General features: G+C 59.8%; 10 protein-coding genes. 6 read left to right on the top strand and 4 right to left on the bottom strand.

What is annotated here, in order from left to right; genetic code table 11:
* Both FVQ81_17160 and FVQ81_17155 read right to left on the bottom strand, forming a co-directional pair.
* A partial coding sequence (locus FVQ81_17160) for a prepilin peptidase (protein MBW7998261.1) occupies window positions 1-473 on the bottom strand: 473 nt, incomplete at its 3' end.
* On the bottom strand, window positions 470-1,276 hold the full coding sequence (locus tag FVQ81_17155) for an RNA methyltransferase (GenBank protein ID MBW7998260.1): 807 nt from the start codon (window positions 1,274-1,276) through the stop codon (window positions 470-472). The genes FVQ81_17155 and FVQ81_17160, both read right to left, overlap by 4 nt.
* A 201-nt stretch (window positions 1,277-1,477) precedes the next feature.
* On the opposite strand from FVQ81_17155, the gene panB reads away from it, so the two are divergent.
* The 4 genes from panB to FVQ81_17135 all read left to right on the top strand — a co-directional run bounded on the left by panB (window position 1,478) and on the right by FVQ81_17135 (window position 7,432).
* Entirely contained in the window at window positions 1,478-2,308 is an 831-nt protein-coding gene (panB, locus tag FVQ81_17150; protein MBW7998259.1) for a 3-methyl-2-oxobutanoate hydroxymethyltransferase, read from the top strand.
* On the top strand, window positions 2,305-3,537 hold the full coding sequence (locus tag FVQ81_17145; GenBank protein ID MBW7998258.1) for an aminopeptidase P family protein: 1,233 nt from the start codon (window positions 2,305-2,307) through the stop codon (window positions 3,535-3,537). Before panB ends, FVQ81_17145 begins: the two co-directional genes overlap by 4 nt.
* Window positions 3,538-3,649: 112 nt before the next feature.
* The gene (locus tag FVQ81_17140) at window positions 3,650-5,956 is read left to right on the top strand and encodes a hypothetical protein (GenBank protein MBW7998257.1); all 2,307 of its coding nucleotides are present in this window, start codon (window positions 3,650-3,652) and stop codon (window positions 5,954-5,956) included.
* A gap of 108 nt (window positions 5,957-6,064) precedes the next feature.
* On the top strand, window positions 6,065-7,432 hold the full coding sequence (locus FVQ81_17135; protein MBW7998256.1) for a Gfo/Idh/MocA family oxidoreductase: 1,368 nt from the start codon (window positions 6,065-6,067) through the stop codon (window positions 7,430-7,432).
* Window positions 7,433-7,623: 191 nt separating this feature from the next.
* Here FVQ81_17135 and FVQ81_17130 read toward each other — a convergent pair whose 3' ends face one another.
* Window positions 7,624-7,920 (bottom strand): transcriptional regulator, encoded by a 297-nt coding sequence (locus FVQ81_17130; protein MBW7998255.1) that lies wholly within the window; start codon window positions 7,918-7,920, stop codon window positions 7,624-7,626.
* Window positions 7,921-8,196: 276 nt separating this feature from the next.
* Window positions 8,197-8,730 carry a hypothetical protein gene (locus tag FVQ81_17125; GenBank protein MBW7998254.1) on the bottom strand — a complete coding sequence of 178 codons (534 nt, stop codon included), beginning with the start codon at window positions 8,728-8,730 and terminating at the stop codon, window positions 8,197-8,199.
* Between the two features lie 224 nt (window positions 8,731-8,954).
* Here FVQ81_17125 and FVQ81_17120 point away from each other — a divergent pair, with 224 nt between their 5' ends.
* Both FVQ81_17120 and FVQ81_17115 read left to right on the top strand, forming a co-directional pair.
* Complete coding sequence (locus FVQ81_17120; protein ID MBW7998253.1) at window positions 8,955-10,118, top strand: hypothetical protein; 1,164 nt, start codon at window positions 8,955-8,957, stop codon at window positions 10,116-10,118.
* A 99-nt stretch (window positions 10,119-10,217) separates the two neighbouring features.
* A complete protein-coding gene (locus tag FVQ81_17115; protein ID MBW7998252.1) occupies window positions 10,218-12,071 on the top strand; it encodes a hypothetical protein in 1,854 nt (617 codons plus the stop codon).
* Window positions 12,072-12,560 lie beyond the last annotated feature (489 nt).

Below are 12,560 nucleotides of genomic sequence, written 5' to 3'. Positions count from 1 at the left end.
GTCAGTGCGCCGGTCAGCGCACTCAGCGGCTCGATTCCGCCGGGCAGGAAACTGATCCCGATCCCGGCTGCGAGGCCGCCCAGCGAGAACGGGTCCGGGATGACGTAGCTGCGCAGGTCGGTGACTGCGATTCCGAGCAGGAGATAAAGGAACAGGAACTCCGACGGCCATTGCCAGCCATACCCGCAGTGCAGCAGACAGGCGACAGCCAGCGCCCCGGAGGCCAGCTCAACCAGCGGATACTGGACAGAGATCGCAGCACCGCAGTCCCGGCATTTCCCGCTCAGAATCAGCCAGGAGAGCACCGGGATGTTGTCCCGGGCGCGGACCGCGCGCCCGCAGTTCGGGCAGGACGAACGCGGGGCCACCACGCTCCTGCCCTGTGGCAGGCGAATGATACAGACGTTGAGGAAACTGCCCAGCATCGCGCCCAGCAGGGCTGTCAGCGCAATAATCGCCGGTTGAGGGTTCATCGGCGAGCGGCTCCCTGGTTGCGGATAAGGTGGTAAATCATTACGCCGGCCGCCACGGCCACGTTCAGGCTCTCCGTTCCCCCGGTCATGGGAACCGACAACGGCTGCTGATTCAGCCCGGCGGTGCACTCGCCCACCCCGCCCGACTCGCCGCCCAGGATCAGCGCGCACCTGGCTGGAATTTTTTCCACGGTGAACAGGCTTTGCCCGGCCATGTTCGCCAGAAAGACCGTGAACCCGTGCCTGTCCAGAAATTCAGCCAGTTCTCCCGGCTCGCCGCATTCGACAACAGGCAGGCGGAATATCCCTCCCATGCTGCCGCGCACCGCCTTGGGGTTCCACGGGTCGACATTGTTCCCGGCAGCCACCACCGCGGTACAGCCCGCCGCCGCGGCCGTGCGCACCACCGCGCCGAAATTGCCCGGGTCGCGGAGAGTGTCGCAGATTACGACCAGCGCGCGCCCGGGAATCTCGAGCTTGTCCAGACCGGTCTCCGGCATCCGGCAGACAGCGGCCACCGGCTGGGGCGCAACCGCATCCAGCAGAGAGTCGAGATTTCTTGCCCCGGTGCGGAATACCCTGGTTTCGCCGGCGAGCCGCGTAATCAGGTTCCGCCCGCGGGGATCATCGGTTTCGGCCGCCACCGCCCACTCGATCTCCGCAGCCCAGCGGACCACCTCCTCCACCAGCCGGACCCCCTCGGCCACGAACAAGCCCTGTTCCCGCCTGTGCTTGCGCGATTTCAGCTTGCGCAGCAGCTTTCCCCTGGCCGTGGATAACTTGGGGAGACTGTTCCAGTCCAAGGTTCCGGTCCTCACGGGATTACGGTGGCGGGAAGCATAAATGAGTATCAGGATTAACTTAGCCCGCCCAATGCCGGACTGTCAACACGCCCGGACTGCGGTACCACCCGTGGTTGAATCACTTGTAGGCCGGAGAGCATTCAGGTATATTAAATTCTTCAGGGAGTGGAAGTTAACTTAATTTTCAACCGGCAGTCTGCAATGAGACAGGACAGGGTTTCAATCCACCAGATCAAGGCCCGCAAGCAGGACGGGGAAAAGATCTGCGCCGTAACAGCTTACGACTGCACGTTCGCCCGTCTGGTGGACGAGGCCGGGGTGGACATGATCCTGGTCGGAGACTCCGTGGCCAATACGGTGATGGGTCTCGACAGCACGGTTCCGGTCACGCTGGGCCAGATGATCTACCACGGCGAGGCAGTGATGCGCGCCGACCCGCGGGCGCTGGTGGTGGTCGACATGCCGTTCGGCAGTGTCAACGATGGCGCCGAACGCGCGCTCAACAGGGCGATAAAAGTGTTCAAGCGCACGGGCGCCGACGCGGTCAAGATCGAGGGCGGCCGGGGCATGGCCACGGTTGTGCAGGCGGTTGTCGAGGCGGGCATCCCCGTGGTGGGCCATGTGGGACTGATGCCGCAGTACCGGGCCATGCTGGGCGGGCTGAAAGTCCAGGGCAAGGAGCTGGAGGCGGCGCGGCAGATCACCGAAGACGCCCAGGCGATTGCCGGGGCCGGTGTATTCGCCATCGTGCTCGAGGCGGTTCCCGCGCCGCTGGCGAAGCTGATCACCGGAAAAATCAGTATCCCCACAATCGGGATCGGCGCGGGGGCTGGCTGCGACGGGCAGATCCTGGTACTGCACGACATCCTGGGCTTTTCGGACCATACTCCTAAATTCGCCGGGCGCTGGGCCGACCTGGGACAGGAAACTGTCCGGGCGGTAAGCGCTTACCGCGAGGCGGTCCGCAGCGGCGGGTTTCCCGACGCCGAACACAGCTTCATCATGGACGAATCGATTCTGGACAAGCTATGAGAGATGCAATCGGCGAACTGATGGATCGCCGGGATGTCGAGCTGCTGTGGGTTACCGGAGCCAGCCACGAGTGCTCCGAGGTCTATTACCTGACCGGCGGTGTTTCACTGACAGCGGCCTGGATCCTGGTCCGCCCCGGCCAGCAGTCGCTGCTGGTTCACGGTCCGATGGAGCGCGAGGCGGCAGCGGCGAGCGGTTTGGCCACTCTCGACTTCAGCGCTCTCGGCCGCGAGGAAATCGCCAGGAGCGAGAACGACCCGATGGCCGTACGGCTGGAACTTTTTATCCGTCTGGCCGAGCGCGAGGGTCTGAGCGGGCGAATGGCCGTGCACGGCCTGTCAGACCCCGGCGAAGCCCATCAACTGCTCAGGCTGATTGAACAGCGGCTGCCGCAAATCCACGTGGTGCGCGATATCCCTCCGGTGCTGGAAACGGCCAGAGCCACCAAGGATGACTGTGAGTTGGAGAAAATGCGCTCGGTGGCCTCCGACGCCCTGGTCTGTCTTGGGGAAACGTTCGACATTATCCGCGCCTGCCGGGACCGCGAAGGGATTGTGGTTGACGCGGACGGAGAACCGCTGACCGCCGGCAGGATCAAGGCCTGCCTGCGCTCCTCGATGGCCGCCCGCAACCTGCTGGAAACCCACGAGACTATCCTGGGCCAGGGCCGCGAGGCCGGTATCCCGCACGCCTCCAGCGACAGTGCTCTGCCGCTGAAAACCGGCACAGCCACCGTACTGGACGTTTTCCCCTGCCGCGGCGGCGGCGGCTACTTTTTCGATATCACCCGCAGTTTCACTATCGGGCGCCCCGACCCGGAGTTCGAAAAACTCTACGCCCAGGTCGACGAGGTCCAGCAGGCGGCTGTCGAAAAAGCGGGGGCCGGCGTGCACGGCAGCCAGCTCCAGGCTCTCGCCTGCGACATGTTTGAAAACAACGGCCACCCCACGATCCGCAGTCATCCGGACACGACATCCGGCTACGCTCATTCGCTGGGCCACGGGATCGGGCTCGAAGTCCACGAGGCCCCGTTCCTTCGGCTCCAGGACAATCCCGACGAGCGCAACTCTCTGGAGGAGGGCTCGGTGTTCACGATCGAACCGGGCCTTTACTATCCCGGGCGCGGCCAGGGGGTGCGGATCGAGGACGTGGTGTATATCACCGGCGACGGGTCGGCGGAAATCCTGGCGCCGTTCGACAAGTTCAGCGTCCTGGAGCTGGAAGGGTAAGCGTGCGGGGCAAGCGGTTCAATGACTTTTCCGCCTGGATGCCTGCCGAAAAAGAATTACCGGTTTTCAAATTCAACCGCAGAAATGATTTTCCCAAGGGAGTCTGTCAAAGATGCTCAAGGCGAGTTTCGGGTATTTCGACAAGGATGGAGCCGAGTTCGCGGTAACCGAGTACAAAACGCCGCTGCCGCTGATCAACTACTTCTGGAACGAGCGGTTTATCAGCGGGGTCAGCCAGCATATGGCCGGGATCGGCTGTTTTACCGACAGACCGATGCAGTATATGCACCCGGAGACCCGCAGCCTGATTGTGCGCGAGGAGAACCGTCACTTTTACCTCCGCGACGACGAGAGCGGCGAGTTCTGGAGCCCCGGCTATTACCCGGTGGGAGTGGAGCCGGACAAGTTTGTCTGCCGTCACGGGTTGGGATACTCGGTACTCGAAGCCGAGACGAAGGGAATCGAAACCGTCATGCGCGTGTTTGTCCCGGAGGATGAGCCGGCCGAGGTCTGGAGCGTTACGCTCGCCAACCGCTCGGATATCGAGCGCACGGTCAGCTTCTACAGCTTTGTCGATCTGCTGCTGACAGGCTACGATGAATACTGCGACTACCATTCCCATCTGGTGACCAGTTACGATAAATCCGCCCGTGCGCTGACCGCGGTCAACCGCGCGCCCGAGACTCCCCACCGGTGGTTCTGTGCGTTTATCGCCAGCGATCGCGACCCGGACGGTTACGACGGCAGCCGCGGGGCGTTCCTGGGCAGGCCGGGCGAGGTGGCTGCCCCCCGCGCGGTGACCTCGGGCGAAATGGGCAACAGCGACGGGGTCTGCGAGCGGCTGGTGGGCGCGCTGCAGCACAAATTCGAGTTGGCCCCGCAGGAAAGCGTCAGTTTCAACGTGGCGCTGGGCGCTACCGACGGTCCTGAAACAACCGCAACAATAGCCGGCAAAATATTTGCGCCGGGGGCCGTGGAACAGATGTTCGCCCGGGCACGGGACAACCTGGCGGCCAAGTATTCGACAGTCAAGGTGAGCACGCCGGAGGAGCGGCTGAACTGCCTGTTCAACGGCTGGATCAAGCGCTCGGTGCATTTGCACACCGAGGTAGGTACGGACACCGGGCGGGGTTTCCGCGACGTGATGCAGGCCGCCTGGGGTGTCAGCTCCTACGACCACGAAGGCGCGCGGCAGAAAATTATCGACTCGCTGCGCCACCAGTACGCCGAGGGCCACACCCTGCGCGGCTGGAACCCGGTCGATACGCACCACTACTCCGACGGCCCGGTGTGGATCGCCCCGGCGGTGGACAGCTATCTGAAAGAGACCGGCGATTACGATTTTCTGGACGTGAAAGTCCCCTATTTCGACAGAGGCGAAGACACGATCTGGGGCCACGCCATCCAATCGATCCGTCACAGCAGCGACGACACCGGCAGCCATGGCCTGGTGCGCATGCATTACGGCGACTGGAACGACTCGCTGAACATGATCGGCATCGGCGGCAAGGGAGAATCAGTGTGGACCACGATTGCGATGGTGTTCTCGATCAACACTGCGCTCGAAATAGTCCGGAACGTGATCAGGGACAAGGCGCTGGAGGAGGAACTGGCCCAGCGAACCGAGTGTCTGGCCGAAGCTGTCGAACAGCATGGCTGGGACGGCGAGTGGTACCTGGAGGCATTCAACGACGCGGGAGCACCGGTGGGCAGCCGCAACGAAACACAGGGCCGGGTGTATCTCAACCCGCAGTCCTGGTCGATCATGGCGGGAATCGCCGAGGGAGAGCGCAGGGAACTTGTTCTGAAAGCGATCGACGAGTACCTGGAGTGCCCGTACGGCTCGATGGTGCTGACCCCGGCATACCGCGAGCCGAACACCGGGATCGGCAGGATTACATATTTCGTGCCCGGCATGTGGGAAAACGGCTCGCCCTACTGCCACGGCACCGCCTTCAAGATCATGGCCGACACCTACGCCGGCCGCGGCGACCGGGCGTACGGATCGATGATGAAGGTTCTGCCCGACTACCCCGGGAACCCATCCACTTACAGCGGATGCCCGCCCTACATGGTGACTAACATGTACTACGGCCCGGAGCATCCCCGCGCCGGCCAGATACTCTACTCTTGGATCACCGGTACGGCGGAGTGGCTGTTCAAGGCCCTGACCTGCAACATGATCGGCGTGCGGGCTGTCTACGACGGGCTGCTGATCGACCCCTGCATGCCCAGCCACTGGAAAACCGCCGGGCTGATCCGCGATTTTCGCGGGGCCACCTACGAGGTGACAGTCAACAATCCAGACGGCCGGCAGACCGGGGTTAAATCGATCACGCTCGACGGGCAGCCGCTGGAGGGCAACGTCCTGCCGGTCCACGGCGACGGTAAGACTCACACGGTTGAAGTATTAATGTAAAGGTTGTCCCGGCTGAAATTCCGGCGGCTTGCGCCGCCGGCAGTGTCGTTCTAAGTTTAAGTGAAACGACTTTGTTTAGGGCAACTCAACCTGAACAGGAGAATTCCGATGAAGGAAGAAGTCCAGCTTAACCGCAGGGATTTTATCGGCAAGACCACGTTCTGGGCCGCGGCGGCCTCGCTGGCCGCGGGCGCTACACAGTCCGGCCGCAGCCAGCTTAACGACAGCACTGTCCCGCCCCCGTCGAGAGTGGGCGTGGGTTTCCTGGGAGTCGGTATCCGCGGCACGCTGCTGCTGGAAGCCAGCATGGAAGTGGCCGGTGTGGACCCGGTGGTGGCCTGCGACCTCTACACCGGCCATCTCGACCGGGCCAAGGAACTCACCGACGGCAAGATCGAGGTGACCGGCGACTACCAGCAGGTGCTGAACCGCAAGGATATCGACGCTGTGGTGGTCGCCGCACCGGACCACTGGCACAAGCAGATGGTCAAGGATGCGCTGGATGCCGGCAAGCATGTGTACTGCGAAAAACCCCTGACCCATCGCTGGGAAGACGGCGACGAGTTTATCCAGATGGCGAAGAAAAGCGGCAAGGTAACCCAGGTCGGCAGCCAGTACATGAGCATGCCCTGCGCGCAGAAAGCCACCGAGCTGATCAAGAGCGGCAAGCTGGGCCAGGTGACCATGATCGAGGGCAAGATCCACCGCAACAGCTCAACCGGTGCATGGTATTACCCGATCCCGCCGGATGCCAGCCCGCAGACTGTTGACTGGAAACGCTTTATCGGCGACTCCAAGTGGTACGATTTCGACCTCAAACGCTTTTTCCAGTGGCGGCTGTTCTGGGACTACTCCGGCGGCCTGCCTACCGACCTGTTCGTCCACCTGGTAACCGCGGCGCACCAGTTGATGAGTGTCACCGTGCCGGACCAGGTGGTCTCGTTCGGCGATATCTACCGCTGGAAAAACTACCGCGACGTGCCGGACCAGATGACCGCCCTGGCCAGCTACCCGGAAGGCTTCGTGCTCAAGCTGACCAGCACTTCCAACAACAACCACGGCGGCCCACCGCTGACTTTCTACGGCACCGAGGGCACCCTGGAATACAGCGGCGGTTCAATGACCTATTACTATGAACCGCGCCGCGAGGATTTCCGCTACCCCACACATAGCTGGCCCACCGCCACCGTCGAGCAGTTCAGGGAGATCATGGACCTCAACGAAGACCTTCAGCCGGTCAAAAATCCTCCGCCGGACGCCGAGGAGCCGTTCCAGTTCGGCCCCGGCGACGGGACCGAGGGCAGCACCACCGCGCACATGCGCAACTGGTACGATGCGATCCGCGGCGAGGACACGGCTGTCGAGCCGATGGAGGTCGGGGTCAACGCGGTCAACGTGGGCCACATGGTCAATGTCAGCTTCCGCAATAACAAGATTGTCCGCTGGAACCCGCGGACCCGCAAGGTCGAGATGTAACTCTCAACATTCAGGAAAAAGAAGCAAACAGGCCGGCAGCATTCTGCTGCCGGCCTGTTTGCTTTATGGACACCCAAATATCTGAGAGCTTCGCTCCGGGCGGGCGGCACGCGCATGAAACATGCGCCCGTCCCGACAGGGACGGCGGCGCTTGCAGCGCCGGTGCCGCCCGCCCGGTCTTGCACTGGTGTTCAAGCATCCCCACCATGGCGCATCCTAACCAGCGTTTCCAGTTGACCGAGATACTTCTCGAACGCCTCGCGGCCCTTTTTTGTCAACGCACAGCTTGTCTGCGGTTTCTTGTTCTCGAACGTTTTACTTATCTTTATATAACCGCTTTTTTCCAGCTTTGTCAGGTGCGTACTCAGGTTACCGTCCGTGGCGCCGGTCGCATCTTTCAGGAAGGTGAACTTGGCGCTCTCGACCGAAATCAGCACCGAAAGAATGGCCAGACGAATGGGAGCATGGATAAGAGGGTCCAGGTTCATTATCTGGTCTTTGTCCATCTCACGCGCCCCGGTTACTGTATTTTTTCTTCAATATCAGACCAGGCAGCACCCAGCCCGCAAGGAATAGCATGGTTATTACCAGTGTCGTGAGCATTCCCTCTGGGATAATCGCCATCCGGATTCGGCGGTCTCCCGTCTCGACTTCTCGATTATCTGTCTGACGATTGCGATCTCCTGCTGGAGGTTATTCTGGTCCATGGTTGCCTCCTGTAAGTTGCCCTCTTTGTGTTTCACCATGTGCTGGCATGGATATGACTAGCGCGTCAATAAGCCGGCCACTGGAAAAAGAATCAAAAGAATAAAGACAATCCCCAACATCCAATTCAGCCATCTCTTTCCCGGGTGGTTCACCCAGTAGTAGAGTATTACTGAAAGCAATAGCGCCTGAGTTACTACTTCCAGATAACCAACCAGCTGATCCCGTATAGGAATTAGCGTATAGATAAACCCCTCGATTGATCCCGGGCATGGCCCGAAAGTCGAAAGAATTCCCAGGGCAACCAAAGTCCACCATATAATCAGCCAACCATTTTTCCTGCCGAATAAAATTTCCCTTAGAGGATAGAAAGCAAGCGCAAAGACCAATCCCCGTACAGGCTGAAACAAAGGGCCTGCCATTAGCACAGGATCATCCAGTTGCCGGAACCAGCACACCATGTATGGACTGGCCAATAATCTCTCATAATCAAGGAAATTAAAGGCAATAATTCCCATCAAGAAGTAGGTAATGGTGTGCGCCACTATTGTCTTAATAGCAAAACCAAAGAATGTTATGTGATTATCAGCCATTTTCTCAAATCCTCCCGGTTGAGTTGAGCGATTCGAAATTTTCTGTAGTTGTCTCAAGAATACAAAGTACTTTGTTACGCAAAGTACTGTTACACAATATCCGCTGGCCTGTCAAGAATAATTTTCAGAAAAACAGAAGCGGCATTAAATTAACCCTGTCGAATGCAACTTTTTAATCGGTATCGACACCATATATTATTTAGAGCAATGCACTGGTGGATGTCATGACACACAGACAGAGTTTTTTCCAAGTATGTGAGGGTAATGCAGGCAAGTACGTCCCGTTTTTTCCGGACCTCACTGACTGGTACATGGGACAGAGGATCGATCCCGGTGAGCCGTATCCGTTCGATCCGGGGCAGTTCATTCCCGTCGAGGCTCCGCTCAACCGGCGGCCGGGGAAAATGCCCGCAGAACTCCGCGAGTTGAGCCTGCTGGAGATTCACCGGCAATACGACTGGGGCCTGCCGGTCCATATCTACGACTGGTTCCGCCACGAGTACAGCGAGCCGGTGCGCTACGAGGAAAAGGTTGAGGGGAAAACCAAGCTCAGGCGTTTCGTGACCCCCAGAGGAGAACTGGAGCGGGTGGACCATCTATCCGGGGACGGGTCGTGGGGGCCGAAAACTCACTATATCAAGGAACTGAAAGACCTCGAAATCATGCGGATGGTGATTGAGCACACCTCGTACGCGCCGCAGTTCGAAAAAGCGGAGGAGGTGCTGGGCGAACTCGGCGGCCAGGGTGTGGGCGACCTGCCGGTAATGCGCTCGCCGTTCGGAAAGCTGGTCCACGAGTACATGGGCTTTCAGGAAGTCGTATTCGCCCTGTTCGACCATCAGGAAGTGATCCTGGATTTCCTGGCGTTTCAGGAGGAGAAAGACCTGGAGCAGGTGCGCCTGGCCACGGAGTGTCCGGGGCGGGTGGTGATTATCTCCGACCATGCCGATGAAAACCTGATCGCACCGCCCTATTTCAAGGATTATTGCATCCCGTATTACCACAAGGCCCAGGCTATTCTGCACGATGCCGGCAAGCTGGTCAGCACCCACTGGGACGGCAACCACAAAGGGCTGTTTCCCCTGCTGGCCGATAGCGGGTTCGATATCCTGGACGGCTGCACGCCCGCGCCGATGAACAATTACGAGGTGGAGGAGCTGGCCGAAGCGCTGCCGGAGGGGATGGTCACCTGGCTGGGAGTGCCGTCGAGCCTGTTCTGCCAGGGCCTGCCCACCGAAGAGATCCTGGAGTTCGGCCAGCGGATAATCGACTCCCTGGCCGGCAGGGTAATCTTAAACGTAGGCGATATCCTGCCGCCCAATGGTGATTTTTACCAGGTGGTGGCGCTGGGGGAACTGGCGGCGGATTACAACAATAGTCTGGAATAAACAAACTGCGCGACTCGTGGCAGATTATAAGGATTGTTCGAGCTGCACTGTCATCACTTTTTAATTCCTGACAACAGCACACAATACAGGAGGCCCGAAATGAAGCTGGCTATCTTCACATTGGTCGCCGGGTTGATAATGCTCGCAGTCCCGCCGGCGACTTCGTTGTACGCAGCCGAACTCAACCCCCATCGAGTCCTGCTCGTAATAGGCGACCAATGGGATGATCCTGCGTCATTCCTGATCGATATCGACACGAACGAGGCCCCGGAGTACGATCACACGGTCCGTCCCAAGGGAATCGATTTCATGCAGCTGGTGGTGATGCTCAAGTCGTGGGGCATCCCGTTCGACATCGTCCGGCTGGACCAGCAATCATTGGATATCAACATGTTCCTTGGTCCTGACGGGAAACCCTCGCACGGCTGCGTGCTCTGGGCCGCGGACCCGCGCACTGAGCTGATGAGGCAGGACTATGGAGTCCTGGCAGAAGCGGTCGCACAGCACGGAGTGAGCCTGGTGGCGCTCTCCAACCGGATCGACCAGCCGGAACTCGAGATGCTGCTGGGAGTTACGTACAAGGGATATTTCCACGCCAGCGAGGAAGCCACTGTCGAGGCGGACCACTACCTGACCCGCGGCCTCGGCCCCGTGCTGCTGTCCATGGCCGATGTCGGCTATATGCACAGGGTACAGGTGGAAACCGGCGGAGAGGTAATAGTCCTGGCTAAGCAAGGCGAATATCCCTGTCTCACCTTGAGGGAAACCGGCTCCGGTTCAAGGGCGATCTGGATCGGCGGGGATGCCCGGATCATGTTCGACCAGCAGAAGATGCGCACCCTGCTGCGACGGGCGATCACAGTCGCCACGGGCTACTGCCTGTACAAGACCTGGGAAAACCGGAAAATAATCGTGATGGACGATCCGGGGGGCGCACAGAACGCCTGGCTGGAGCATTGGCAATATTCCACCCTGACCCGCGAGCAGTACCGCCGGAAATTGATCGAGCCGCTGAAAAAACATAATGCCATAATGGTGATCAACGTGATACCAGGCTTTGTCAACGAGGATACCCGCCGGATCGAATCCTCGTTCCAGCGAAAATTCACCGACAAGTTCGGCCGCGTGCAGGACTACCCCTCGACCAAGCTCGGGCTGGAGGACGGAATTGCCGAGGGAGTGTTCGAGTTGCAGTCGCATGGCTGGACACACATGCAGCCGGACCTGGAGAGCCCGCCGGGGCCGTGGTGGGGCGCACCGCTGGACGGGGAAAAAGCGGAGGTCGGTTGGTACCGTGAGTTCGGGGACACCCGGCGAGGGTTCGTGGATATCCCGGCTGCGAACCAGGCGTTCAGAATGCGTACCGGCAGGCAATGGTTAAACTATCAGTTCGGGATCGATCCGCTGTCGTTTGTTTCCGGTGGCGGAGGAGTTTCACGAAACGAATACCACAACCATACCTGGATCCTGGCCGCTCGCGAGGGATTCGGCTGGTTCTGCTGGTTCGGAGGGTATCTGGGACCGGAGATGGCCGTGCGCAGTTGGCTCTTCGAGGGCACCGCCGAAAGCCCGCTTACAATCCCGGCCATGCCCGACGCCCACGACAAGGGGATCGCCGAGCACCCGGAAAGATTCGAGGAGACATTCGTGCCTGGCGGTCCTGATGCGGTCTATATCGGATTTAACGAGTTTGTAGGCTATCTGCAGGCCGGCCGACAGATGCAGTCGGAACCCGGCGTGAGAGTGACTTTCCACTACGACGACCATTACTGTCAGTTTTTCCGCGACAACGAATCCGTCTGGACCCTGGAGCTGGCCGACTGGGCACGCAAAGAGTTAAAAGGCAAAACCGTCTACGCTGACGGCAAGGCCGCGGGCAGTATCGACGAATCAAGTAGCCAGATAGTAATAATTCCAGCGGGACTGGGAGAACACACATTCGAGATAAAATAATACATCGTGAATAATAGTCGGAAAGAGCAGGGAGGCGGGTTATCGAAACCCGCCCCCCTGCTTTATGCACCTTTTTGCTTCGAAATTTGCCCTGCCTGTAAGATAATAATCTGAAAAACCAGCCCACGCAGCCGCGCCCGGCACGATCATTGCCAAAGCCGCCACCGACAGGCCTTACCTAGCCCGCGGCGCGAAGCAATGATCGTGCCGGGCGCGGCATTACGCTTGCCCTTGCCTTTCAAGCCTTTACTTCAGTGAGTCTTCCCTTACGGCTATCTTACCCAGCGGATACCAGCCATCGCTGCGGCGGCCCTCGATCGCAATCTGCACCACTGGCTTACGCGTGCGTTTGTCGAGAATACCTATCTGAAGTTCGTAGTCACCCTCGGGCATGTCTGCCGGCAAGTACGCAGCGTCGTTCCAGATGATATCTCCAGGCAGCCAGCCACGCATGTCCTCGTCGAAATAGAACTCCTCGGTGCGGTTCTT

The sequence above is a fragment of the Candidatus Glassbacteria bacterium genome, assembly GCA_019456185.1.
Lineage (GTDB): Bacteria > Gemmatimonadota > Glassbacteria > GWA2-58-10 > GWA2-58-10 > JAJRTS01.
Note: the sequence above shows the minus strand (reverse complement) of the source record. Positions and strands in the feature narration are given on the sequence as shown.